General features: G+C 67.5%; 26 protein-coding genes and 8 pseudogenes. 25 read left to right on the forward strand and 9 right to left on the reverse strand.

The window, feature by feature from the left end:
* Positions 1–8: 8 nt before the first annotated feature.
* On the forward strand, positions 9–926 hold the full coding sequence (locus OIE69_RS41710; RefSeq protein WP_326580678.1) for a transposase: 918 nt from the start codon (positions 9–11) through the stop codon (positions 924–926).
* A gap of 235 nt (positions 927–1,161) precedes the next feature.
* On the opposite strand, the gene OIE69_RS41720 is transcribed toward OIE69_RS41710, so the two are convergent.
* On the reverse strand, positions 1,162–1,626 hold the full coding sequence (locus tag OIE69_RS41720) for a peptidoglycan-binding domain-containing protein (RefSeq protein ID WP_326580679.1): 465 nt from the start codon (positions 1,624–1,626) through the stop codon (positions 1,162–1,164).
* Positions 1,627–2,209: 583 nt separating this feature from the next.
* Here OIE69_RS41720 and OIE69_RS41725 point away from each other — a divergent pair.
* From OIE69_RS41725 to OIE69_RS41750, 6 genes and pseudogenes are all read left to right on the forward strand, one after another.
* The gene (locus OIE69_RS41725; RefSeq protein WP_326580680.1) at positions 2,210–3,181 is read left to right on the forward strand and encodes an AraC-like ligand-binding domain-containing protein; all 972 of its coding nucleotides are present in this window, start codon (positions 2,210–2,212) and stop codon (positions 3,179–3,181) included.
* Positions 3,182–3,309: 128 nt separating this feature from the next.
* Positions 3,310–3,636 (forward strand): transposase, encoded by a 327-nt coding sequence (locus OIE69_RS41730; protein WP_326580681.1) that lies wholly within the window; start codon positions 3,310–3,312, stop codon positions 3,634–3,636.
* Between the two features lie 5 nt (positions 3,637–3,641).
* Positions 3,642–4,247 (forward strand): annotated as a pseudogene (locus tag OIE69_RS41735) (IS3 family transposase); the annotation flags it as partial.
* A gap of 70 nt (positions 4,248–4,317) precedes the next feature.
* A pseudogene (locus OIE69_RS41740) lies at positions 4,318–4,946 on the forward strand (transposase); the annotation flags it as partial.
* 268 nt (positions 4,947–5,214) lie between these two features.
* Positions 5,215–5,436, forward strand: a pseudogene (locus tag OIE69_RS41745) (integrase core domain-containing protein); the annotation flags it as partial.
* Positions 5,437–5,515: 79 nt separating this feature from the next.
* A pseudogene (locus OIE69_RS41750) lies at positions 5,516–5,937 on the forward strand (IS5 family transposase); the annotation flags it as partial.
* Here the strand turns inward: OIE69_RS41750 and OIE69_RS41755 are convergent.
* A complete protein-coding gene (locus tag OIE69_RS41755; RefSeq protein ID WP_326580682.1) occupies positions 5,929–6,357 on the reverse strand; it encodes a DUF5959 family protein in 429 nt (142 codons plus the stop codon). The pseudogene OIE69_RS41750 and the gene OIE69_RS41755 overlap by 9 nt on opposite strands.
* A 70-nt stretch (positions 6,358–6,427) precedes the next feature.
* Positions 6,428–6,853, reverse strand: a complete 426-nt coding sequence (locus OIE69_RS41760) for a WhiB family transcriptional regulator (protein WP_326580683.1) — start codon at positions 6,851–6,853, stop codon at positions 6,428–6,430.
* Positions 6,854–7,200: 347 nt separating this feature from the next.
* On the opposite strand from OIE69_RS41760, the gene OIE69_RS41765 reads away from it, so the two are divergent.
* The 10 genes and pseudogenes from OIE69_RS41765 to OIE69_RS41810 all read left to right on the forward strand — a co-directional run bounded on the left by OIE69_RS41765 (position 7,201) and on the right by OIE69_RS41810 (position 12,871).
* Positions 7,201–7,434: an Lrp/AsnC ligand binding domain-containing protein gene (locus OIE69_RS41765; protein ID WP_326580684.1), complete on the forward strand. Its 234-nt coding sequence runs from the start codon at positions 7,201–7,203 to the stop codon at positions 7,432–7,434.
* Between the two features lie 149 nt (positions 7,435–7,583).
* Positions 7,584–7,927, forward strand: a pseudogene (locus tag OIE69_RS41770) (ArsR/SmtB family transcription factor).
* Complete coding sequence (locus tag OIE69_RS41775) at positions 7,924–9,675, forward strand: SulP family inorganic anion transporter (protein ID WP_392567636.1); 1,752 nt, start codon at positions 7,924–7,926, stop codon at positions 9,673–9,675. The pseudogene OIE69_RS41770 and the gene OIE69_RS41775 overlap by 4 nt, the downstream one beginning before the upstream one ends.
* Positions 9,672–10,121, forward strand: coding sequence for a pyridoxamine 5'-phosphate oxidase family protein (locus OIE69_RS41780; protein WP_326580685.1), 450 nt, complete (start codon positions 9,672–9,674; stop codon positions 10,119–10,121). Before OIE69_RS41775 ends, OIE69_RS41780 begins: the two co-directional genes overlap by 4 nt.
* The gene (locus OIE69_RS41785) at positions 10,118–10,537 is read left to right on the forward strand and encodes an ATP-binding protein (RefSeq protein ID WP_326580686.1); all 420 of its coding nucleotides are present in this window, start codon (positions 10,118–10,120) and stop codon (positions 10,535–10,537) included. The genes OIE69_RS41780 and OIE69_RS41785 overlap by 4 nt, the downstream gene beginning before the upstream one ends.
* Positions 10,538–10,566: 29 nt before the next feature.
* Positions 10,567–10,974, forward strand: coding sequence for an STAS domain-containing protein (locus OIE69_RS41790; protein WP_326580687.1), 408 nt, complete (start codon positions 10,567–10,569; stop codon positions 10,972–10,974).
* 316 nt (positions 10,975–11,290) lie between these two features.
* Positions 11,291–11,854, forward strand: a complete 564-nt coding sequence (locus tag OIE69_RS41795; protein WP_326580688.1) for a DinB family protein — start codon at positions 11,291–11,293, stop codon at positions 11,852–11,854.
* 109 nt (positions 11,855–11,963) lie between these two features.
* Positions 11,964–12,353: pseudogene (locus tag OIE69_RS44875) on the forward strand (winged helix-turn-helix domain-containing protein); the annotation flags it as partial.
* 19 nt (positions 12,354–12,372) lie between these two features.
* Positions 12,373–12,618 (forward strand): annotated as a pseudogene (locus OIE69_RS41805) (NADH-quinone oxidoreductase subunit D-related protein); the annotation flags it as partial.
* 13 nt (positions 12,619–12,631) lie between these two features.
* Positions 12,632–12,871, forward strand: coding sequence for a hypothetical protein (locus OIE69_RS41810; protein WP_326580690.1), 240 nt, complete (start codon positions 12,632–12,634; stop codon positions 12,869–12,871).
* Between the two features lie 56 nt (positions 12,872–12,927).
* On the opposite strand, the gene OIE69_RS41815 is transcribed toward OIE69_RS41810, so the two are convergent.
* The 3 genes from OIE69_RS41815 to OIE69_RS41825 all read right to left on the reverse strand — a co-directional run bounded on the left by OIE69_RS41815 (position 12,928) and on the right by OIE69_RS41825 (position 14,638).
* Positions 12,928–13,092 (reverse strand): DUF6126 family protein, encoded by a 165-nt coding sequence (locus OIE69_RS41815; RefSeq protein WP_326580691.1) that lies wholly within the window; start codon positions 13,090–13,092, stop codon positions 12,928–12,930.
* Entirely contained in the window at positions 13,089–13,463 is a 375-nt protein-coding gene (locus OIE69_RS41820; protein ID WP_326581566.1) for an ArsR/SmtB family transcription factor, read from the reverse strand. The genes OIE69_RS41815 and OIE69_RS41820 overlap by 4 nt, the downstream gene beginning before the upstream one ends.
* 884 nt (positions 13,464–14,347) lie before the next feature.
* Positions 14,348–14,638 carry a hypothetical protein gene (locus OIE69_RS41825; protein WP_326580692.1) on the reverse strand — a complete coding sequence of 97 codons (291 nt, stop codon included), beginning with the start codon at positions 14,636–14,638 and terminating at the stop codon, positions 14,348–14,350.
* Positions 14,639–14,844: 206 nt separating this feature from the next.
* Here OIE69_RS41825 and OIE69_RS41830 point away from each other — a divergent pair, with 206 nt between their 5' ends.
* Both OIE69_RS41830 and OIE69_RS41835 read left to right on the forward strand, forming a co-directional pair.
* Positions 14,845–15,540, forward strand: coding sequence for an alpha/beta hydrolase (locus OIE69_RS41830; protein ID WP_326580693.1), 696 nt, complete (start codon positions 14,845–14,847; stop codon positions 15,538–15,540).
* A 318-nt stretch (positions 15,541–15,858) separates the two neighbouring features.
* A pseudogene (locus tag OIE69_RS41835) lies at positions 15,859–16,785 on the forward strand (IS256 family transposase); the annotation flags it as partial.
* A gap of 187 nt (positions 16,786–16,972) precedes the next feature.
* Here the strand turns inward: OIE69_RS41835 and OIE69_RS41840 are convergent.
* Positions 16,973–17,707, reverse strand: a complete 735-nt coding sequence (locus OIE69_RS41840; RefSeq protein WP_326580695.1) for an SDR family oxidoreductase — start codon at positions 17,705–17,707, stop codon at positions 16,973–16,975.
* 411 nt (positions 17,708–18,118) lie between these two features.
* Here OIE69_RS41840 and OIE69_RS41845 point away from each other — a divergent pair, with 411 nt between their 5' ends.
* Together OIE69_RS41845 and OIE69_RS41850 are read left to right on the forward strand one after the other, a co-directional pair.
* Positions 18,119–18,946, forward strand: a complete 828-nt coding sequence (locus OIE69_RS41845) for a helix-turn-helix transcriptional regulator (protein ID WP_326580697.1) — start codon at positions 18,119–18,121, stop codon at positions 18,944–18,946.
* Between the two features lie 164 nt (positions 18,947–19,110).
* Positions 19,111–19,413, forward strand: a complete 303-nt coding sequence (locus tag OIE69_RS41850) for a hypothetical protein (RefSeq protein ID WP_326580699.1) — start codon at positions 19,111–19,113, stop codon at positions 19,411–19,413.
* Between the two features lie 139 nt (positions 19,414–19,552).
* On the opposite strand, the gene OIE69_RS41855 is transcribed toward OIE69_RS41850, so the two are convergent.
* Positions 19,553–19,837: a hypothetical protein gene (locus OIE69_RS41855; protein ID WP_326580701.1), complete on the reverse strand. Its 285-nt coding sequence runs from the start codon at positions 19,835–19,837 to the stop codon at positions 19,553–19,555.
* Positions 19,838–20,063: 226 nt separating this feature from the next.
* Here OIE69_RS41855 and OIE69_RS41860 point away from each other — a divergent pair, with 226 nt between their 5' ends.
* Positions 20,064–20,579 carry a hypothetical protein gene (locus tag OIE69_RS41860; RefSeq protein ID WP_326580703.1) on the forward strand — a complete coding sequence of 172 codons (516 nt, stop codon included), beginning with the start codon at positions 20,064–20,066 and terminating at the stop codon, positions 20,577–20,579.
* A gap of 37 nt (positions 20,580–20,616) precedes the next feature.
* Here the strand turns inward: OIE69_RS41860 and OIE69_RS41865 are convergent, their stop codons facing one another.
* A complete protein-coding gene (locus OIE69_RS41865) occupies positions 20,617–21,093 on the reverse strand; it encodes an RrF2 family transcriptional regulator (RefSeq protein WP_018557506.1) in 477 nt (158 codons plus the stop codon).
* A 215-nt stretch (positions 21,094–21,308) separates the two neighbouring features.
* Between OIE69_RS41865 and OIE69_RS41870 the strand changes: the two genes are divergently transcribed.
* The 3 genes from OIE69_RS41870 to OIE69_RS41880 all read left to right on the forward strand — a co-directional run bounded on the left by OIE69_RS41870 (position 21,309) and on the right by OIE69_RS41880 (position 23,259).
* The gene (locus tag OIE69_RS41870; RefSeq protein ID WP_326580705.1) at positions 21,309–21,782 is read left to right on the forward strand and encodes a nuclear transport factor 2 family protein; all 474 of its coding nucleotides are present in this window, start codon (positions 21,309–21,311) and stop codon (positions 21,780–21,782) included.
* A 197-nt stretch (positions 21,783–21,979) separates the two neighbouring features.
* Positions 21,980–22,648, forward strand: a complete 669-nt coding sequence (locus OIE69_RS41875) for a hemerythrin domain-containing protein (protein WP_326580707.1) — start codon at positions 21,980–21,982, stop codon at positions 22,646–22,648.
* A 353-nt stretch (positions 22,649–23,001) separates the two neighbouring features.
* The gene (locus OIE69_RS41880; protein ID WP_326580708.1) at positions 23,002–23,259 is read left to right on the forward strand and encodes a hypothetical protein; all 258 of its coding nucleotides are present in this window, start codon (positions 23,002–23,004) and stop codon (positions 23,257–23,259) included.
* Positions 23,260–23,386: the final 127 nt, after the last annotated feature.

A 23,386-nucleotide genomic window follows, 5' to 3' on the forward strand; every position in this document is an offset into this window, starting at 1 on the left:
CCCGTCTGTTGCGGCTGTCCGACCTGCTTGCGCGCGCCTGCTCGGCGAGGGACAAGCTGCACGAACGCGCCCTGCCATCGCCCGGCGAGATGAGGATCAAGGTGGAGGCCGCGGAGCGAGTGGTGACCCGAGCGGAGCATCGCCTGGCCGCGGAGACCGCAGCTCACCAGGAAAGGCTGAGGCGGTACGAAGCTCGGGCCGAGGAAGACCGGGCGGCTGGCCGCCGCGGGGCGAACGGCCGACCGCCGGTCCCGTTGCAACACAAGGCCGTCCTCGTGCGGCAGCGGGACCGGCTGGTGAAGGCGCGGGCCCGGCTGGAGCGAGCTCGCAACCCTCGGCCGGTCCCTTCCCCGGAGTCTCGTGCCTGTCTGAGCGATCCGGACTCTCGCCTGATACCTGGCAAACGCGGCGGCTACCTACAGGGATACAACGTGCAGATCGCGTGCACCCGCCGCCAGCTTCTCCTGGCCATCGAGGTGCACGACAATCCCTCGGACACCACAGCCCTCGTTCCGATGGTGAAGCAGACCCAGCGCAACCACCAGGCCGCCGGACTCGTCGGCGACATCCAGCTCTGGCTCGCCGACAGCGGATACGCTTCCGCCGCCGCCTTCGAGGCACTCGCTGGCCTACCGCTGCTGGTCTCGGTCACCAGCGAAGCCAACCAGGCAGGATTCTCCGCCAAGCGCGAGCAGGCGCGGGCCTCCCACCAGGAGATGGCCAGCCGCCTGGCCACCCCGACCGGCCGAGCCCAGTACCGTCAACGCAGTGCCCTGGTTGAGCCGGGATTCGCCCAACTCTTCCAGCGGTTCGGCCGTCATCTCAACTATCGCGGCCGCCAGGCCGTGGACACCGAACTCAAGCTCCTCGGCACGGTACACAACCTCAATAAGCTCCTCAGCCGGACAACCGGGACTCGCTCTTGACCTCTACCGAGCGGAAGTCCTGCGACAGCCTCCGGCCCACCCAGCGGCCGCACCGAAACCGTCCCGGCCGGGACCGGGCAGGCCTCCCGGATCGAAGCACAAGCACCGCGCCAAGCACCACGACGTCGGCAAAACCGTCAAACGTGCCGAGTCGATCAAAGAACACAAAGCGCAGCAAGGTTAAACGTCAAGCTGAGTGGACGGGCCGTGGCGTGTGTGCGGGCGTCGGATCGACTCAGCACTCCTGCCAGATTCCGTCGGCGAATGTCGCGAACGCGTCCTTGGTCTTCGGTCCGGCGATCCCGGTGATGTCAAGGTTGATCCCGTTGCGGCCGTCCAGGAAGCGCTGCAGCGCCCTGATCGTGTTGGGTCCGACGACTCCGTCGACGACGAGTGCGACATCGCCGTTATAGCCGTAATAGTTGAAAAACCTCTGCGCTGCCTTCCAGCTGTCGGTACCCAGCTGCCCGTCGATCGTGCCGGGGTTGAAATTCCAATAGCGCAGATAGCACTGCCACTTCTTCGCCTGGACGGTGTTCAGCCCCAGGTTGTTCACCGCGAGCGTGCCGACCTCACCGGTCACCGCCTGCTGCTGGGCCCGCGCGGGGGCCGCCATGGCCGTGCCCGCGGTCGCCAGGCCACCGGAGGCGATACCGACCGCGACGGTGACACTGACGAATGCCTTCGTGAGAGCTCGCATGATGTTCCCCTCCGTTGACCTGCGATGAACGGAACCGACCGCACGGGCCGGCTCCGCAACGAGACTGCGGCTCCGGCGCGATGTCCGGCCACAGTTGACCCAGAAGTGGCATCATCCCGGGACGTCCCAGACGCTGACCTGCTGAAACGTTGCCCGCCGAGTCACTACGGCGGGACGACCGCGAGCGGGCGATGGCCGATTCTGCAGGAGGGCGGGACCCTCCGTTCGCCATGACGGCTGATGCAGAATGAGGCCAGGACATGGGGGGCCGGGCAGAACCTGCAGCCTGCGCGAAATGGCGCGCATGTGACTCCCCTTTCTCTGGCCTCGCCCATGGACTTTAGGGCCATCGTGGCTTCGGAACTTTGTCATCCGTGCAGGGAACTTTGTCAGTAGTGCACCGCCCCAACTTGACGCTGCATCAGGTGTGGATCCTGTGTACGCCCGTCGAATCCGTTGCGCAGTAAGATCGAATCCAGCCAAACTGATGTCCGAACCGTCCGCGTCGAGGGGGACTTGTGGGGGAACGGATCGAGGTACTGTCAGGCCGACTCTGTGACCGATGTAGTCGAAGGTCTGCCTCATGAGCCCGGTCCTGGACACCGCGTTCATACCGCCGCGGGACCGGGAGGAAGTGGTCCGCAACGCGGTGTGGGAATCCATGGTGGCAGTCGATATCGACCACCGTCCTGCGGCTGAGGACATCTCCGTTCGCATCGGGCTCGGCACCGCGGGGCCCATCAGGATCTGTTCGGCGCGGGCGACCGCGGTCACCCTCCGACGGACGGAGCGGCTCGCCCGAAAGGACGAGGAGTCGGCCGTCACTCTCGGTGTGCAGATGACGGGCAGCAGCGTGGTGGTGCAGAACGGTCGCGAGTGCCTGCTGAGGCCGGGGGAATTCGCCGTCTACGAATCGATCGCTCCCTACACACATCTCTTCGACGAGGGAGTGGACTACCGCTTCATCCGTTTCCCCCGCGCGGCACTCGCGCTCCCCGACCGGTTGCTACGGGACATCACCGCTGTCCCCCTGGGATCCGACAACCCCATTGCACGCCTCGCCTTCCCCTACTTCTCCCAACTGGCCGTCAGCGACGAATTGCATCAGGGCGTGCACGCCGACGCCGTCGTGGAACCCAGCATCGAACTGCTCCGCGCCGTCCTGACGTCCCAGCACGGCAACTCCAGCCTGGCCAGAGCACCATTGGAGGCGACACTCAGCCTGCGGATCACTCAATACATCCGGGCCCACCTGGCTGATCCCGATCTGTCGGCGGCACGGATCGCCGCCGCACACGACATCTCCGTGCGTCATCTCTACGCGGTGCTGTCCCGGTCGGGCATCAGCCTCGGAGACTGGATCCGTACACGCCGCTTGGCCGAATGCAGGCGAGAGTTGGCCGGCCCGAACGGCCGACTGCGGACCATCGGAGCGACAGGACGAAGGTGGGGCTTCATGGACGCGACCCACTTCAGCAAGATGTTCAAACAGGCATACGGACTCTCACCCCGGGCCTGGCGCGACCAGAACCACCCCCGCTCCTCATCCGCGTGATGGTCCCCGCGCGGCCACGTGGGCCTTGACCCCGAATCCTGGAGACGGGTTATGTGGCCGGTGTCAGCGTAGTTGATGTGAACCGGCCCGTATCAGGTGGAGGCTCGATTCCATGAAAGGATTGAGCCATGGCACGACCCTCCCGTTACCCGCTTGAGCTGCGCCGCCGTGCGGTGCGCATGATCGCCGAGGTCCGCGGCGACTATCCGAACGAGACGGCCGCCCTGCAGGCGGTGGCGGACAAGCTCGGCATCGGTTCCCGTGAGACGCTGCGGAACTGGGTCAAGCAGCACGAGATCGACGCGGGACAGCGGCCGGGGACAACGACGGAGGAGTCGGCCCAGCTCAAGGCGCTGAAGAAGGAGAACGCCGAGCTCAAGCGGGCCAACGAGATCCTCAAGGCCGCGGCAAGTTTCTTCGCGGCCGAGCTCGACCGGCCACACACGCGCTCGTAGCCTTCATCGACGAGTACCGGGGCCGCTTCGGCGGGGTCGAGCCGATCTGTAAGACGCTCACCGAGCACGACTGCAAGATCGCCCCTTCCACCTACTACGCCCACCGCAAACGCCTCCAGGCGCCCTCCGCCCGTCGCGTCCGCGACGCGGAACTCAAGGAGAAGATCCAGCAGGTCTACACATCCAACTACCGTGTCTACGGGGCCCGGAAGATCTGGTGCGAGCTGAACCGGCAGGGCCATCCGGTGGCCCGCTGCACTGTCGAGCGCCTGATGTGCGAACTCGGCATCCAGGGCGCGGTCCGCGGCAAACGCGTCATCACCACGATTCCCGGCGGACAGGTGGAGCGAGCGCCCGATCTGGTCGACCGTGACTTCGTCGCCTCCGCGCCGAACCGCTGCTGGGTAGCGGACTTCACCCACGTGAAAACGTGGTCCTCGGTCGTCTACGTCGCCTTCGTCGTGGACACCTTCTCCCGCCGGATCGTCGGCTGGTCAGCTGCCACCGTGAAGGAGACCGTCTTCGTCCTGGACGCCCTGGAGATGGCGATCTGGCAACGAGACCGCGACCAACGGCCGGTGAAGCCAGGCGAGTTGATCCATCACTCGGATGCCGGGTCGCAGGGCGGATTCAACTGGTCGTCGCAACACCTCGTACTCGTACACATGGAGGTGTTGGACGATGCGTCGTCAGCAGGCAGCGGACCGGGCGGTGCGTCCGAAGTTGAGGTCTCCGGGGCATCCGAAGTATCAGCGTCATGTCGAGGCGGCGTTCTGGACGGAGATCGCCAAGGGCCTTCTCGCCGAGGAGGCCGCCGCCGTCATCGGCGTGGCGCCGGCAGTCGCGACGCGCTGGTACCGCCAGTGTGGCGGCATGCGACCGTTCGATTCGAAGCCGCCCTCGGGCAGGTACCTGTCGTTTTCCGAACGAGAGGAAATCGCGTTGCTCAAACCCAGGGCAAGGGAGTGCGCGAGATCGCCCGAGACGTCGGCCGTAATCCCGGCACGATCTCCCGCGAGCTGCGACGCAACGCCTCCACAAGAAGTGGGAAGCTCGACTACCGGGCTTCGGTCGCGCAGTGGAAATCAGATATGGCGGCCCGACGTCCGAAGACGGCGAAGTTGGTCGCCAATCCGAGGCTGCACGCCTACGTCCAGGAGAGACTGTCCGGCCAGATCACCACATTTGGCGGCATGTCGATCGCGGGACCGGTGACAGGCTCGTGGACGGGGCGGAACAAGCCGCATCGCAAGGATCGTGCGTGGGTTCGGGCATGGAGTCCGGAGCAGATCGCGAACCGGATCGCCTTGGTCGCCGTCGCCCGCTCGATCCTCGTCATCACCTGGCACCTGATCAACGACCCAGACGCCTCCTACCAGGAACTCGGCTCCGACTGGCACAGGCGCCACCTCGACCCCGCCCGCAAAACCCGCGACCTCGTCCGCCAGCTCCAGTCCCTCGGCCACCAGGTCACCCTCGAACCCGCGACCGCCTGACCAGCCCCACCCGACATCCGGTCCGCAAGCGGCCCGGATGCTGCCGCCTGCCCTCCCGAAGATCGATTTTCCGATCAGCGTCAATGCGCTGATGGAATCAACGGTGGGCCTTTACAAAACCGAGCTGATCAAGCCTCGACGGCCCTGGAAGACGCTCTCCCAGGTCGAGCTGGTCACCGCCGAGTGGGTCGACTGGTACAACCACCGACGGCTCCACGGTGAGATAGGCCACGTCCCGCCGGTCGAGTACGAAGCCAACTACTACACCGAACTCACGAAACACCAGGTCACAACCACAATCTGAGATCTCTACCGAACCCAGGGCGGTTCACCCGCCGCCGCGCCACGTCCCCGTTCGTCCGGCTCTTCCTGCTGCTGCCCGCAGCAAGCACCACTTGATCACGGACGCCACCGGCATCCCGCTCGCCGTCACCCTGACCGGCGGCAATCGTAACGACGTCACCCAGCTCATTCCATTGCTCGAAGCCGATCCACCGGTGCGGGGCAAGCGCGGCCGGCCCCGGCGTCGGCCGGGCATCGTGCTCGGTGACCGCGGCTACGACCACGACAAGTACCGCCACCTCGTCTGGGCTCTCGGCGTGAAGCCGGTGATCGCGCGCCGGCGCGCTGAGCACGGCTCGGGACTGGGGGCGTCCAACGCTGCGTCGTGGAGCGTGCGTTCGCCCACCTGCACTGGTTCCGCCGCCTGCGGATCCGCTGGGAGCTACGCGATGACATCCACGAAGCCTTCCTCACCCTCGGATGTGCCCTCATCTGCTGGCGGCGACTTGTCTCCCTACCCTGACAGCATCGGAACCCAGTGATCCATCACATGGCGCAGAAGCTGGCGGTGGTCGGCAATCCAGCCGTCCGGCAGGACGAGCGGGACCCGCACGGTGACCATGGACCCGGACTCGTCCTCCACGACCACCTCCGGGCAGTCACGCTCGCCTGTGAGCTGGATGGAGATGGACGGTCCTCTATCCCACTCCATCCAGACCACGTCTTCGCCGGCGTCGAGTCTGTTTAACGTGGTGGCCAAGCTTTCCAGCTTCGAGGCTGACAGCACCAAGTCGACACGACCGGACACGAACGGTGTCCTGACGACGATCTCGGCGTCGAGCCCGGCGCTCCATCCGAGGGCGCGCCCCAGAACGTTGACGGTGACACTGTTCCCCTCGTCATCGGCGAGAGAGATGAGTTCCCTAGCAGCGACGTCGCCCATAGCTCCCCCTTCATCGGCAAGTACCGAGAGATCGTCGCCCGGCCAGGTGTGCGACCGCCACCCCATTGCATTATGGGTTCTTGTGGCTGGCGCGGCGCCCGCTCTGAGCACGCACTGCAGGGACGCGCTGCCGGTGAGCTTCGCTGCGTCGGCGGTCGTGCTCGGCGACGACGGCCACCCAGTCCCGTCCGAGCCGGGCGACCAGGCGCTGCCGGAGGGTGGTGCGTTGCCGAGGGGTGGTGGCGGCCCAGATGCCGTTCGGGGTCAGCTGCGGGTTGGCCAGGGCCCATTTCAGGCAGTCGGCCGCCAGGGTGCAGACGCGGCAGGCGGCGTTGGCCTGCGCGATCCGGCCGTCGGTGTCCTCGACGCTGTCGCCGTGATTGTGGGCGAACAGTGCGTAGTTGGACCGGCACGCGGTGGGGGTGACGCTGTGGGGGAAGGGGATGCGCGGGTCGGCCTCGCTGACCAGGTGGTGGGGTTGCCCGGGACTGCTCATGGAACGAATCCTCCCAGCAATGAGATCAGAAACGGAAAATCAGGCATGAGTGTCGTTGCGCTTGCGCCGGAGAGCGTCGGACATGAACCGGATCTCGCCGGGACGCTTGGCGTTCCAGGCTTCGGTGCAGACTTTGTGTGCGGTTCCCCGGCGTGGGAGCGCAAAGGGGCGGGGCCCGCCTCCGCCGCCAAGCAGGCCAGCAAGACCGCCTGCGGTGCGCTGCCCAGGAGTCTTCAACGTATCGTCAGGCCCGCCTCGGGCCACGGTGGTCGACCGCATGCACCCTGGTGAGGGGTTCTCGTGGCGGCGCACACTGGCCCTCACGCCGAGGTGCTGGGAGGTTCGTCATGGTCGAGGTCTACGTCCTGATCCAGACGCAAGCTGGTATGGCACTTGATGTGGTCGCGGCGATCTCGGCCATTCCTGGCGTTGTGCGGGCCAAGGCCGTGACGGGTCCGTACGACGTGATTGTCTGGGCCGAAGGCGAGACTGTGGATGGCCTGGGCTACCCGGTGATCGGGCGGATCCAGCAGGTCGAGGGGGTGTTCCGCACCCTGAGCTGTCCTGTGGTGATGCCGTAGGCGCCGGGTGCAAGGTCATCAGCATTTGCATAAATTGCAAAAATCATCAATTCGCTACATGCTGTACTGGCTGTGTCCTTAGGTAGCCGCGGGCACAGCACCATGCTGTGCCCGCGTGTCGGGGCGATGAGATGAGGACTGGGGAACCGGTGTCGGTGCCGCTGTATCAGGCCAAGGCAGAGTTCTTTCGCATGCTCGGGCATCCGAGATGCGGATCCGGGTGCTGGAGCTGTTGCAGGACGGGCCGATGCCGGTGCGGAACCTGCTCGCCCGGATCGAGGTCGAACCGTCGGCGCTGTCTCAGCAGCTGGCGGTATTGCGCCGTTCGGGGATCGTCACCTCGTCGCGTGAGGGGGCGACCGTGGTGTATGCGCTGACAGGTGGGGATGTGGCGGAGCTACTGCGGTCCGCGCGCCGGATCCTGACCGAGATGCTCACCGGGCAGAACGAGCTGCTGGCCGAGCTGTATGAAGCCGAGGTCGTGGCCCCGTGAAGTCCTTGTTCCACCGGGCCTGGGGCCCGGTCGGTTTGTTGCTGCCTGCCCCGGCTGACCTGGCGCTCATGAGCCGCGCTCCCCGTCGCGATCTTCTCGCGGGCCTGACTGTGGCGATCGTGGCGCTGCCGCTGGCTTTGGGTTTTGGGATTTCCTCCGGCGCCGGAGCGGAGGCGGGGCTGGCCACGGCCGTGGTGGCCGGGGCCCTGGCCGCCGTGTTCGGCGGGTCGAATCTGCAGGTGTCCGGCCCCACGGGGGCGATGACGGTAGTGCTGGTGCCGATCGTCGCCGAGTACGGCACGAGCGGGGTACTGGCCGTTGGGTTGCTGGCCGGGCTGATGATGATCGCTTTGGCGGTGGCGCGGGCCGGCCGCTACATGAGTTACGTTCCGGCCCCGGTGATCGAAGGCTTCACCCTCGGTATCGCGGGGGTGATCGGGCTGCAGCAGGTCCCCTCCGCGTTGGGCGTGTCCAAGCCGGAGGGCGGGAACGTCGTCGCCATCGCCTGGCGTGCTGCCGGGGTGTTCTGGCACGAGCCGGACTGGACGGCCATCGGCCTGTGCAGCGGGGTGGTCGCTGTGATGCTGGCCGGGGCCCGCTGGAGACCGGCCGTACCGTTCTCGCTGATCGCTGTGATCGCCGCGACGGTCGCGGGCAAGGCGCTGCACCTGGACGCTGGCACGATCGGTCACCTGCCGTCCGGGCTGCCGGCTCCCTCGCTGGGCTTTGTTCACCCCTCCGAGGTGCCGTCGCTGCTGGCACCGGCGGTCGCGGTGGCGGCGCTGGCCGCACTGGAGTCACTGATGTCGGCCAGCGCAGCGGATGCGATGAGCGTCGGTCAGCGGCACGACAGTGACAAGGAGCTGTTCGGGCAGGGCCTGGCCAACATTGCCGCCCCGCTGTTCGGAGGGGTCGCAGCTACCGGTGCCATCGCCCGTACCGCGGTCAACGTGCGCTCTGGGGCCACTTCGCGGCTGGCCGCGCTCACCCACGCGGGTGTGCTCGCGGTGATCGTCTTCGCCGCCGCTCCGCTGGTGTCCGGCATTCCGCTGGCTGCCCTGGCGGGCGTACTAATTGCCACCGCGAGCCGTATGGTCGAGGTCGGTTCACTGCGCGCGATGGCTCGCGCCACGCGCTCCGACGCGATCATCTTGGTTCTCACCGCCGCCGCCACCTTGGCCCTGGATCTGGTCAAGGCGGTGCTGATCGGCATGGCCGTGGCCGGCGCGCTGGCGCTGCGGGCGGTGGCCCGCCAGACCCGTTTGGACCGGGTCCCCCTGGCCAGGGGCGATCACACTGCTGAGGAACACACGCTGCTGGCCGAGCACATCGTGGCCTATCGGATAGATGGTCCGCTGTTCTTTGCCGCCGCCCACCGCTTTCTGCTGGAGCTGACCGACGTTGCCGACGTCCGGGTGGTCATCCTGCGCATGTCACGGGTGAGCACCATCGATGCCACCGGCGCGCTGGTGTTGAAGGACGCCGTCGACAAGCTCACCCGGCGCGGCATCGTCGTGATGGCCTCCGGGGTACGGCCCGGGCAACTGCGCACGCTGGACTCTCTCGGTGTTCTGGACATGCTGCGCGCCGAGGGCCGGGTCCATGCCACGACGCCGGACGCCATCCGCGCGGCCCGCATTCATCTGCACCACACCGGGGTACTGCCCGTCGGCCCGCTGCCCCCGGCAGGAGCAGGGGGAGGATCCCCAGCCACAACATCTCCGGCCGTTGAGGAGTCTGTCCGATGATCACGCCCGCCCGCCGCATGATCGAGGTGTCCGGCGCGGAGGCCCTATGGCTGCTCGAGGGCGCTCCTGGAGGACGTCTGGTCTATGTCCAGCGCGAGGTGCCCGTTGTTCGCCCGGCCGCCCACGTCCTGGAGTACGGCCGTCTCATCGTCCGCGTTCCCGCCCCGGCCGCCGCTTTCAGCGACTCGGCCACGGTCACCTTCCACTGCGACCACGTGAGCGTCACCTCCGGGCGTGGCTGGTCGGTCACCGCCACCGGGCCGGCCGAGGTGATAAGGGATCCCAACGAGGCCGCTCACTACCGCCGCACGCTCATGGGCTGGACCCACGGCCCCCACGACACGCTGATCCGCATCCACCCTCAGATCGTCCACGGTTACCGCCTGGGCACCCCTGCGGGAGCCGAGACTCCCGCACACGGCATTGGTAGGTCTGGTACCCCGTGACCGCTCACGCCTCGCTGCGGCATCGCCATGTGCTGACCCTGCCGACGGAACCGGCCGCAGTGGCGATCGCACGGAAGACCGCCGAGTACGTCTATCCCTCTTGGGGAGTCAGCCCCAGTCATCCGGTCTTCGCACCGGCCCTGCTGATCCTCAGCGAACTGGTCACCAATAGCGTCCGGCACGCCGCCGAGGCCTCGCCCAGTCTCGACGTCATATACGCCGCCAGCGCCGGGGTGCTGGCCTTCGCCGTCCATGACCGGCATCCCTACCGCCCCGACCTGATCAACCTCGCCAACCCCGGCGGTGGTCTGGCCGTGGTGGCGGAGATCCTCGCCGAACTGGGCGGCACCGGCACGGTCCGTCCCGATGCCGACAGCGGCGGCAAGAGCATCTGGGTCACCCTTCCCCTGCAGTAGCCAGTCACCCCTCCCCAAGAGAGACCCCCATGCGCACCGAGACCTTCCAGTGGCACTACACCGCCCGGGACGACCTGGGCATCCTCGCTCTGGCCGGGCACCTCGACGACGCCGCGGCCGGCCAGTTCACCGGCGCCGTCAACTGGGTTCTCGCCCATGGTGCCGGGCCGCTCATCCTCGACCTGACCGCTTTGCACACCTGGTCACATGCGGGACAGGCCGCCATCGTCAAGGCCGCCCGCCGCCTCGCCGAGCGAGGCCGACCATTGGAGCTTTCCGCGATTCCCGCTGACGGCACCGCCGCCGTCATCTACAACGGAACCCCGTTCATCCCCGTGTACCACGACCTGACCTCCGCCTTGGCTGCCCACGGCGCAAGCTGCGACGAACCAGTCAGCGAGCGGCAGTGGCGATCCGGTGGCTGGAGCGACCGCTGAGTCTTCGCCATCTTCGAACATGCAGGTCGGAGTCTCCGGCGTGGCGCTCGGTCGGGATGGTCATGTTGATCTCGGGTGGGAGTCTGCGGTCTTGATTATCCGTCATGTCATCGGTCGGGCTGTCGCATTTGGGGCGTTGAACCCAGCCCAGCCAGACGGGTTGGGAATGTCAAACAGCTGCTCGGGGTGGCGCGGCCCGAAGGGCACATCAGCACCCAACGTCATCTCCCGGTGCGGTGCGCTCTCACGGCCCACGGCTGGCGACGGGCGTCCGCACGGGTCGTAGCCAGGTGTGCGTTGTGTGTAGTGTGCGGAAATGACAAGAGGCGAGCGGCTCGCGGAGCAGTTGGACTGGTACTGGCGCAAGAACCTGCGGCCGCGGCTGGACGGTCTTACCGATGAGGAGTACTTCTGGGAGCCGGTGCGCGGCTGCTGGAGCATCCGCCTACGTGGCACGTCGGTCGCACCGATGTCGGCAGGTTCGGGGAAGTGGACGATGGACTCCGCGTCCCCTGGCCCGGTGCCGGCGCCGGTGACCACGATTGCCTGGCGGCTGGCGCACATCATCGTCTCGTGCCTGGGCTATCGGGTCGGATGGTACTTCGGCGGCCAGGATGTCGACTCCGAGACATTCGCCTACGCGGGGACCACTGACGAGGCGCTAAAACAGCTCGATGAGATGTATGGGAGATGGAACGCGGGGGTCCGCGAACTCTCGGACGCTGACCTGGACAATCCGCCCACGGTGGGTCCCGAGCGGTTTCCCATGGAGAACAGGGTCCTGCACGTCAACAGGGAGCTGATCCATCACGGCGCCGAGATTTCCCTGCTGCGCGACCTCTACCGCTGGCAGGACGGAGCCCTACCGCGCCGAATGTGACTTTTCGGTAACCGGTGATCGAGTTTCGGAAACCTACGTGGCGCCCGTGATGTCCCGTGGCTGCGGGCTTCAGCGAAGCTGCGCCCTCTTGAAGTAGCTGGTCAGGGTGGTCAAGCCGCTGGAGGTGGCACGGCGCCTGCGGGTGAGCCGGAAGTCGGCTTATCAGTGGCACCAGTTGTGGCGGCATGACGGTGAAGGGGCTCTGGTCTCTCGTGGCCCGAGTGGGTCGCGGTGTCGTCTGTCTCCGCGTTGTCTGGAGAAGCCGGTCGCGTACTTGGAGGAGGGTCCGGCCGCGCACTGCTGGGTGGAGGACCAGGTGTGGACGGCGGCGAGGGTGGCCACGCTGATCGGCCGGAAGTTCCACGTCTCCTACAGCGTCTCGGGTGTGACGCGGCTGATGCACCGGCTGGGTTTCAGCCCGCAGGTCCCCGCTCGGCGGGTCGCCGAGCGGGACGAGCAGGCTGTCACCGTGTGGAAGGAGGCGACCTGGGACGAGGTAGCGCCGCATTGGAGACGACATCCGCGAAATCATCGCCCTTGCCCTCCGCAACGGCACCGTACGCGACCGCTTCACCGGCACCGCCGCCTTGATCACCCAGGCGGCCCGCGACATCGGCTGCCTGGGCTACGTGGCCCGCGCCAGCGGCCTAATCACCGACGCCCGCATGACACACCCCTTCTGCGACAGTACTCCGGCGCCGGCCGTCCCCATCCACACGACCGGCGACGTCCTGGCCCGCTTCCTGGTCAGGGCACAAGAAATTGACGCCTCATGCCTTGATCGAGCAGCTCACGGACACCGTGACGGCCGGCACCGCATGCACCCCCCTGGGGCGCGGGAAGGGACCGTGCTCCGGCGTCGGCATCGTCGAGGGTTGGTGCGGCACCATCACCACCCGCGTCGAAATCTCGGCCGACGGAACGCTGAGCCGGGTCAAACCCGTCGCCCCGTCCTTCTTCAACTGGCCCGCGCTGCCGGTCGCCCTGCCGACACGATTGTCCCGGACTTCCCCCTGACCAACAAAAGCTTCAATCTCTCCTACGCCGGCAACGACCTGTGAGCCGGGCGGCGGTTACTTCGGGGCGTGCTCTCCCAGGTAGAACAGCAGCGTGATGAACCCGGCTATGAAGTGCGTGACGAACACATAGACCAGAACCCGCAGCAATACCGCCCGCTGCTTGTACTTGTCCGTGCCCGCGCCCGACCCCGCAGGTGCCTTGGCGGCATCGTTGCTCACTCCGGGTTACCCGCCTGATCCGGTCCGGCAACGGCGGCCGTGGCGGCGCCCTGTTGCAGCTCGGCCAGCAGGTCCTGCTGGCCGGTAAGCAGTTCGGACAGGATCCGCCGGGCCGCCCGCAACAGCTCGGCGACATCCCCTCCCGCCAGCGCATACACCACCGTGGACCCACTACGGGTCGCCGTGACAATGCCGGAACGGCGTAGCACCGCCAGCTGCTGGGACAGATTCGACGGCTCGATCTCGATCGCTGCCAGCAAATCCCGCACCGGCTTCGGGCCATCCTGCAGCAACTCCAGGACTCGGATCCGGACCGGATGCCCCAGCATCCGGAAGAACTCCGCCTTGGCCTGGTACAGAGGAACCTGCACTGCGACCACTCCGGCCCTCCCGAAGACTAATAAATTGAAAAACTCTTCAATCCTACTGTAGCTGCTACAACGGCTCCGAGCCGAGGCGCACCACCAGGAACTCTCGCAAACGGTTCTCGCAGGTCACGTGCTATGGGCCGGTGCAGTCGCAGAAACCAAGGCCAGCCACATCCACCTGTTCGCGAGCAACGACGGCAGAGGGCAACACCGTGCGAACGCGTTCGTTCCCTTGGGAGAGGGCCGCCTGGCCAACTCCCGCGCGTGATCACAAAGAAGCGGGATGTAACGCACTGCACCGAGCGACCAACAAGCCCCCGGCGCTGGTGAATTGGCTGTGGCCAGTGCAACGAGAAGTCCAAGGTCGTCGACGGGCACAAGTCGGCGCTGTCGGACCTCGTGGATGCCGGCGCGTACCAGAACTGACGGAAGGTGATCGGGCCCGGCCGCGGAAGCCGTGGGCCGGGCTCGTGCCTTCGGTGGTGGGTGGGGCTGCCCCGGGCGGGCGGGTGCCCGCGGCGGCCCCAGCCGAGGCGGACACACGGTGTAACCGCCGGTCGCTGACAGTTCCGAATCGCGGGCTGGTGTGGAGCTCATGACCTCCGCGACGGCCACGCGCAGAGCGGGCCCGGCCCGCCGACCCCGGCCTTGTCCGGCAGCTCAGTGGCCTGGTACCGGGCGTCGTGAGGTGTCTGTGCGCCTGCCGACGCGACAAGGCCCCCGATCCGGTGGGCCGAGTGATGTGGGCACAGTCAACTCACCAATATCGGGGGCTTGTTGGTAGCTCAGTGTAGCGCATCATGCCTTCTCGGTGATCGAAGGTTGACCCGGTGATTCTCCCGCGGAAGAGTAACGGTCCGGTGTCGGCGCGGGGCGCGAGTCTCGGGTTATGTGGCTGCGGCGCTCCACGATTGCGCCGCTGCGAGGTGGTTTTCGCCGTCGCGGGGCAGGAGGTGCCAGCCGTGTGGGTCGACGTCGGTGTCCGCTACGGCGGCGGTGTTGGCCATGATCTCGAACACCGCCCCGGCCAGTTCTTCTTGGGTCAGTCCGGTGATCTGGGACAGGGCGAGGGTGGGCACGGGAATGGTGATCTGTCCGTGGGCCCATTCGTCCAGGACTGCGTGCGTGGTGATCGGCCCGGCGCGCACGATGCGGGCCAGTGTGAAGCGGTACTCCACCACAACGGGTCACCCCCTTGATCATTCCCCCGGGTGTCACCCTGCGTCGTCTGCTGGCCCACGTCAATGCCCGGCAGGGCACAGTGATGGGGCTCGACGGATCTCGTTCTGGCCGCGATTCCGTGAATGATCTTCGGCTCCCTGTCGTAACGGCGGCTACGTCTACGGTTGGTCGAAAGGCAGCCAAGGCAGACGTGGAGGCCGCGATGAGGGTCGTGTTCGTTCATGGGGCGTGTGTGCGGGACGGGTCGTGGTGGTGGCACCGCACTGCTGAGCTGCTGCAGGAGCGAGGGGTGCTGAGTGTGGCTCCGGCGCTGCCGAGCTGCGGTGAGGCGGGCCTGCCCGGGGGCGGCGGCGGTCCGGGGCTTTCCGAGGACGTCGCGGCGGTGCGGCAGGCGCTGTTGGACAGCGACGAACCCACCGTTGTGGTCGCCCACAGCTACGGCGGCATCATCACCGCGGAAGCCGCCGCGGGCGTCGGGTCGGTACGCCACCTGGTGCTGGTCTCCAGCTACCTGCCCGAGGTCGGGCAGAGCCTGTCGGACTTCGGTGACGGCAGCCCCGCCCCGTTCCTCGACATCGACTCCGACGCCGGCACCTTCGGGGTCCGCCCCGAGCTCCTCGTGGACACGTTCCTGCAGGACTGCGGCCCCGAGGTCCAAGCACAGGCGGCGGACCACCTCGCCCGGCAGAGCCTGCAGGTGACCGGGCAGCCGGTCAAGGCGGCCGCATGGCAGCAGGTGCCCTCGACCTACCTCATCTGCGCCCAGGACAGGGGCACCCCGCCACGCCTGCAGCGCGGGTTCGCCCGCCGGGCCGACAGCGTTGTCGAGCTCGACGCCGGCCACCACCCGTTCCTGTCCGAGCCCGCCGTGGTCCGGGACCTGCTGCTGAGCCTGTGACGGGCAGTGACAAGGTCATTCACGGAATCGCGGCCAGAACCACGAATCTCCCCATCCGACGCTCGGCGGTGGGACAGACCTGCTCGCTGAGATTCCCCACCCACAGGCGGCTGACCTGCGGACGGACGCCGCACGGGAGGGGCCGGCCGATAGCCGGCCAGGTCCAGGGATGGCGTCCCGCGTGATGGTGTAGCCGATCAACATTGAGTAGTGCGCCGGTGTGCTCCAGCTGGTGGCGTCCGCTCCCTGCGCATGGGGTGGGCCACCGTGCAACTCTCCCTGATAAACGCCCAGTTCATCGAGGAGAGGAGGTGCACGGTGGCCCTGTCCCAGTCTGAACTGATACGCCTGCTGGAGTCACTACGTTCGTCCGACGGAATCGAGCTCGTCCGCAGCGTCGCCGAGCGGATGCTGCAGGAGCTGATCAACGCCGAGACCGCGGCGAAGATCGGCGCCGAGTGGAACGAGCACACCGACACCCGCACCAACTACCGCAACGGGCACCGGGACAAGACGCTCACCACACAGGCCGGCGACCTGGAGCTGGCCATTCCCAAACTGCGGGCCGGCAGCTTCTTCCCCAGCCTGCTGGAGCGACGTCGCCGCATCGACCAGGCTCTGTACGCGGTCATCATGGAGGCATACGTGCACGGGGTGTCCACCCGGTCGGTCGACGACCTGGTCGTGGCCCTGGGGGCGGACACCGGTATCTCCAAGAGCGAGGTCTCGCGGATCTGCGCCGCCCTGGACGAGCAGCTGACCGCCTTCCGCACGAGGCCGCTGGACCACACTCGCTTCCCCTACATCTACCTCGACGCCACCTACTGCAAGGCCCGGGTCAACCACCAGATCGCCTCCCGGGCCGTGGTGATCGCCACCGGCATCACCGAGGACGGCGGCCGGGAGGTCCTCGGCGTGATGGTCGGCGACAGCGAGACTGAGGCATTTTGGACCGAGTTCCCGCGTCACCTGCGCGAACGCGGCCTGAGCGGGGTCCGCCTGGTCCTCGCCGACCACCACACCGGCCTGGTCAACGCGATCCGCAAGGTCATGATCGGCGCCGCCTACCAAAGATGTCGTGTCCACTTCCTACGCAACGTCTTCGGCGTGATCCCGAAGGACGCCGGTGAGATGGTCGCAGCGACCATCCGCACCATCTTCGCCCAGCCTGGCCAGAGCGCGGTCCGGGCCCAGGTCGACACCGTCGCCGACATGCTCGGAGGCCAGGTCCCCAAGGTCAAACAGTGATTGGCGGCACCTTCGGGTCACGCAACGTACGACCGGTCACGCCGCTGGCGGGGCCGTGGTCGCGTGCCGAACTGGTCGCGACATGCGCGGATACCCGGCCCCGCGGCGCCTCGGAAGCCTCCTGCGCGTCTGGCGCGCGCCTCAGCGATCATGTGAAGCGCGTTGTTTCCAGCCGTTTTGGATGTCAGCCTTGAGCGGTGGGTCGCACGATCAGTTCGTTGACGTCGACGTGGGCGGGCTGGTCGATGGCGAAGGCGATCGCGTCCGCGATGGCCGAGGCAGGGATCGCCAGTTGCTCGGCAGCTGCGCGGGCGGTGGCCTGGGCCTGTGTCGAGCCGCCCCGGTGTGTCAGCTCGCTCTGTGTGAAGCCGGGACTGATGACAGTGACGCGGATGTCCCGGCTCTCCTGGCGCAGTCCTTCGGACACCGCTGCCACAGCGAATTTCGTGGCGCTGTAGACCGCAGCGGTCGGGTCCACCCGGTGCCCGGACACCGAGGAGACATTCACGATGTGCCCTGCTGCCTGGCGCTGCATCTGAGGCAGCACGGCGGCGATGCCGTGAAGCACGCCACGCAGATTGACGTCGATCATCTGCTCCCATTCGGCGATCCGCAGATCGGCGATCGGTGAGAGCGGCATCACTCCTGCGTTGTTGATCAGGACGTCGATGTGCCCGTACGCCTCCAGTCCGGCGTCGGCGAAGGCGCGCATGGAGTCAAGGCTGGTCACATCCAGCTCGTGGTGGGAAACCGAGGCCCCCTCCGCGCGCAATTCCTCGGCAAGTGCGGCAAGGCGCTTGGTCCGGCGGGCGCCAAGGAGAACACGGTGGCCGAGCTCGGCGAGACGGCGGGCGGTGGCCTCGCCGATGCCGCTGCTGGCGCCGGTGATGAGAACGGCCTTGGGTTGTGACGTGGTCATGTTGATCCCTCATGGTGTTTCGGCGACGGCCGCCGCCTCCTCGACCCAAGTACGCCGGGGCAGATCCGGGAAGGGAGGGGGTGCCTGGGTGTGCCACACCCAGGCACCCCCTCCCTTCTTCGTCGCCCCGGGTTGCCGGAGGCTGTCGTTAACGCGGCGCTGTGGGCAGTCGCCGAACACCGGTGAGATCCGCCGTTCCCGCGCAGTCCTGCTTTCCGCTGGCCGTGTCGGCAGGTGACCCTCGACCCGCACTCATCGAGGGGGCACTGGCTGGGGCGGGACGCGGCCGCCCCCCATCGTGTCCCTCCGGGCAAATGTTGCGAGCAGGACAGGACAGTGCGCATGGTCACACGATTGACGGTCCCCGTTCACCGAACCGCGAACCCGACGAGCACCGCTAGCATCGAGGTCATGCAGATGCGCGACAACGAACTCGGCGCTTTTCTCCGCGCGAGTCGCGCACGAGTGGAGCCGGCGGATGCCGGACTCGCCGGCGGCGTATCGGGGCGACGCGTCCGCGGCCTTCGACGCGAAGAGGTCGCCGTAATCGCGGGCGTCAGCGCGGACTACTACGCACGCTTGGAGCAGGGGCGTGAGCGCAATCCGTCCGCACAGGTGATCGGTGCCATCGGGCGTGCGCTTCGTCTCGCGCCCGATGCACGCGAGCATCTGCACCGGATGGCGGGACTGAACCCCCGGCTCGCGCCGGACAGCCCATGCGATCTTGTGCACCCGTCCCTCCTGCAACTGCTGGAAGCGTTCCCGCAAGCAGCCGCCTACGTGCTCGGCCCGGCCTTCGACGTGCTGGCCACCAACCTCGTCGCCGATGCACTGCTGTCGCCGTTCGGGGCGGAGCGGAACATGCCGCGTGTCCTGTTCACCCACCCCCAGGCCAAGACGGTGTTCACCGACTGGCAATTGCTGCAGCGCAGCACTGCTCACGCGCTGCGCCTGAACGCCGGACGGTTTCCCGGCGACGCGGGCATCAGCGACCTTGTCGACGAGCTCACGAAGACCTCGCCGGAGTTCCGCACGCTGTGGGAGGAGCACAGCGTGGGAAGCCTGCCCCGGGCCTTCAAGGTGTTCGTGCACCCCCAGGTGGGGCGCATCGAGTTGACGTACCAGACCTTCGACGTGATTGACGCCCCAGGGCAACTGTTGCTCGTCGGCACGCCCGAGCCGGGGAGCCGAAGCGAGGAGGCTGTGGTCTATCTGGCCTCCGGGGTCGGTCCGGCCTGATCTTCAGTCGCCTTGCCGGATCCTCGGCGTCTTCCTAGGTGCCCCACACCCAGGAAGACGCTGCCTTCCTGCCCGGCGATCAGTCCTTCACGCTGATGGGGACGCCGGCGGGGGATACCCGGCCTGCCATGATCAGCCACCATCGGAAGAGGGCAATCCCCAGCATGACCGAGATCCTGGAAGTGACCGTACTCAGGCCCGCGCCCGGCCTCACGCCGGAGGACTTCGTCGCGGCCAACGCGGACATCAACGAGTATCTGAAGCGCCAGCCGGGGTTCCAGTGGCGCCGCATTGTCCTGCGCGGCGACGGCACGATCTTGGACATCGTCTCCTACGACAGCATCAAGCACGCCCGCTCCGGAGCCGCGGGAATCACCGGCGAGATGGGCGACTCGCCGGTTCACGAAGCGATCGACCACAGCAGTGTCGACTGGCAATTCACCACCGTGCTCCAGCACGTCGAGTGACCTGCCCTGCCCTCACCCCGGAGGAGACGACCATGCCCTTCGCCGATGAACTCATCAACGGCTACACCGCACAGTCCCTGACCCGTGCCATCCACGCCGCGCTCCCGGGTGCGGAACTCGCCTCGCTGCGGGCGACCGCTCAGCAGCTCGGCCCCTCGGGCTGCGCGAACGGGCCGATCTGCTCACCAACGCCCTGCTCACGGATGTGCCTGGGGGCTATGCCGAGCTGGCGCGAGTCGTGCGGACCGCACAGGACGGCGCCCCGGTGTTCAGCGGGTGGCTGATCTGGCCGGTCACGAGCGCCATCGCCACCAAGGCCGTCGCCGAACACAGCGACGATGCCTTCGATGACGCGATGGCGATCCTGGCCGACCTCACGGGCCGGCTGACTTCTGAATTCGCCCTGCGCACCCTGCTGCGACACGACATCGACCGTGCTCTTAGGATCATCGCCGAGTGGACAGGGTCGCCGGACGCCGATGTGCGCCGCCTCGCCTCGGAGGGCACCCGGCCCTACCTTCCATGGTCAATCCGGGTTCCGGAGCTCATCACCAGCCCCGGCGCGACCGTGGCTGTCCTCGACGCCCTCTACGGTGACGAGAGCGAGTACGTCCGCAGGTCGGTCGCCAACCACCTCAACGACGTCAGCCGTGACCACGCCGACCTTGCCGTCACGACCGCTCGACGCTGGCTCGCCGCCCCGGCCCCCGCGACCGGACGGCTCGTGCGCCACGGACTGCGTACCCCTCGTCAAACGCGGTCACCCCGGCGCCCTGGAACTGCTCGGCTTCGTTCCCGCAACACTGGAGATCAACGGCCCCGTACTCGACCGCACCACGGTGCCATTCGGCGGAAACGTTCGCTTCACCGCCAGCATCCGCAACGTCGGCGCCGGCAAGGCCCGGCTGGCAATCGACTACGTGGTCCACCACCACAAGGCCAACGGCTCGCAGACCGCAAAGACGTTCAAGCTCACCACCCGCAGCCTTGCCCCCGGCGAGACGATGGGGGTGAGTCGTGAACATTCCTTCCGGCCAATCACCACCCGCCGCTACCATCCAGGCCCGCAGGCCATCGCGCTGCAGGTCAACGGCGTCGCGTCGGCGCGTGCCGTCTTCGAGCTCGAGGCTCCGGGAGTCGGCCCGTCAGCGATTTGCCGTTCGTGAGGGATCGCTGCGCCCTGTCCCCGGCCGGGGCTCGCCGTCAGACAGGTCGCCCGTCACGGGTGCGTGAAGCGGGAGCACCCTCAGCCCGGTCGATGGCGCGCAGCTCGTCGAGGCTGTCGGCGAGGGTGCGGTCTGCCAGCGCGCCCAGGACGGCCGCCTCGGTCTCGTCGGTGAGTCTGACGAAGTACTCGGCGGAGTGGTTGGTGACCAGGCACTCCCGCGGCCCCTCCGGCCGGGGGGCCCACAGCGGCTTGTCGCCCATGGACGAGCGGTAGATCTCTTCCAGTGTGATCCGGTCCGCGGGCCGGCCGAGGCGAACACCCCCGCTGCGTCCCTTGATGGACGCGACGAGACCGTCCCGTACCAGTGGGACCATCAGCTTGCGCACCAGGCTCGGGTTGGTGTCCAGGCTCCTGGCGAGTTGGGTCGAGCTGAGGACGGGACTGCCCTCCTCCTCGGCATGACCCAGCAGGAGCATGGCCTTCAGCGCACTGGAGAACCTTACGTCCAGCATGACCCCACTCCTTCCTTCCACCGCTTGATCCGGATGGTTCCCCACGCACCCATATTAGCAACTATCAAAGTTGCACTTCCGGCCCGAGGATATGTACTTTTCACACATGCACATTGCGTTGCCCTGGCAGCCACCTGCACGAGGGCCCGGCACGCGTGCAACCCGGCGGCGATTCGCCACAGAAGACACTCACACACAGGGAACCGGAGAACACCATGAACACTGAGAACGAGCTCAGGGAGATCGTTTCCCGGTACACCCGGGCCGCGGACTGGCGCGACGGAGAGGCGTTGGCGAAGCTCTACGAGGCCGACGCGGTCGTCGAGATCCACTACCGCGGCCCCGACGGGATGGAACTGCTGGGAACCCTCTCCGGAGGAGCGCAGATCGCCGCGGCCATGTCCACGGCCATGGCTCCGCACCCGCCCCTGGGCTGGAGCCACCACACTACCTACGACCACCTGGTCTCCATCGACGGCGACGAAGCCGGCATCGAGACCCAGTTCATCACCTTCGACGTGGTCGGAACCAAGAAGCCCGAGGGAGGGTGGCCCGCCGGCACCTTCGGCGCCCAGGGCACCATCAAGCCGATCGAGTCCGGGTACTACCGCTTCACCTTCCGCCGGACCGACGGAGCGTGGCGCATCCGCCACCAGGACGTCATCCACGACATCCCCTACGTCTTCTGATCACCCCACGGCCCGCCCCCACCCCCGCACAGCGGCCGCGAACGGGCGGCGCCGAACCGGGGCCCGAGCCGGTCCACGGCCGTTCGCCGGCCGGCCGCAGGTCCACCCGTGCCCTGCGACGGCACCCCCCGCCACCTGCCCGCTCGTCGACCCAAGGCAGGACCGACGGGACACCCCTCACCCACCGAAGGAGAACGGTGACCAACCAGCTCGACCGCGCCGACATCCGCGACATGCTCGTCGTCCATGAGGCGTTCCGAAGGGCCTACGGCAGGATGCCCGGCCTCGTCCTCGCTGTCACGCCCGGGGACACGGCCCGTGCCGCCGTTATGTCGGACCACATCCAGATGATCGAGGAGTTCCTGCACCTGCACCACAAGGGCGAGGACGTCCTGCTGTGGCCGAAGCTTGCAGCACGGGCTACCCATGACCTGTTTCCCGCCCTGGAGCTCATGGAGAAGCAGCACGAGCAGATCGACGGCTTGCTCGTCGAGTGCTCGTCCTCGCTGGCGCGGTGGCGGAGGAACGCCGGCGCATCCGACCGTGATGAACTTGCCAGCGCCCTTCGGGCGCTTGCCGAGGCGCTGACGGAGCACCTGGCCGTCGAAGAGGCAGAGGTGCTGCCCATCGTCGGCCAGTACGTGACCGCGGCCGAGTGGCACGAACTGGGTGATCACGCGATCAACGGACTCCCCAAGAGGAAGCTGCCCGTCATTTTCGGCATGCTGGCCTCCCTCGCAGAGCCTGCCGTCGTCACCTTGATGCTGTCCACCGCCCCCCTGGTGCCGCGCATCATCATGCCCGTGCTGGGACCGCGCGCCTTCGCCTCACACGCCAGGAGGGTCCACGGGCGAGACGGCTTCTGAAGCCATCAGCGCGGGACCGGACAAGCGGCCAGCGACCAAGCCGGTTCGCCCCATGTCGCGCAGACAGTGGGGTCACCCGATGTGCGGTCCGGCATCGGTGTGGGGCTTCGTGGCCGTCGAGCCCAGGTTCCAGCACTTGTCCGGCCTGGGCTGGGCGTCGCTCGGTGTCCTGGAGCTCACCGCACTGCCCACCATCGGCGCGGAGCGGTGGGTTCCCTGGGTCCGGGAGGCAGACGTGCTCCTGGTCGACGGCGGCGACGCGACATACCTGTGCCACTGGACGCGGGAGTCCGGGCTGGCCGATCTGCTGCCTTCGCTGCCCGACACGGTCTGGGTGGGAGAGCGCCGGAAGCATGGTGATGACGCCCCGGATCGGAGCGTACTTCGTCGAGTGGCAGTCCGCGCCGGACGACCGCGCCCTGGGAGTCGTCGACTTCTCGATCTTCCCGCACCTGGACCTCTTCCCGCAGAACACCCTGGCTCACGCGAAGCGGTGGGCCGCCGACATCGGCGGCCCGGCCTACGCCATCGACGAGCAGACGGCCATCAAGGTCGTCGACGGCTCCGTCGAGGTGGTCTCCGAAGGGCAGTGGACGAAGTTCGGGTCATAGCCACCCGGCATCGTGCTGCACTCTCGCCTGCGGCAGCATCCCCGGGCTTTGAACAGGCAGCCGCGTACCGCGATGACAGGGCCCTGCTTGATCAGTGGCGGAGAGCGTCGCCGGCGCTGCCAGGAGC

This window comes from Actinacidiphila glaucinigra (assembly GCF_035918135.1).
GTDB lineage: Bacteria > Actinomycetota > Actinomycetes > Streptomycetales > Streptomycetaceae > Actinacidiphila > Actinacidiphila glaucinigra.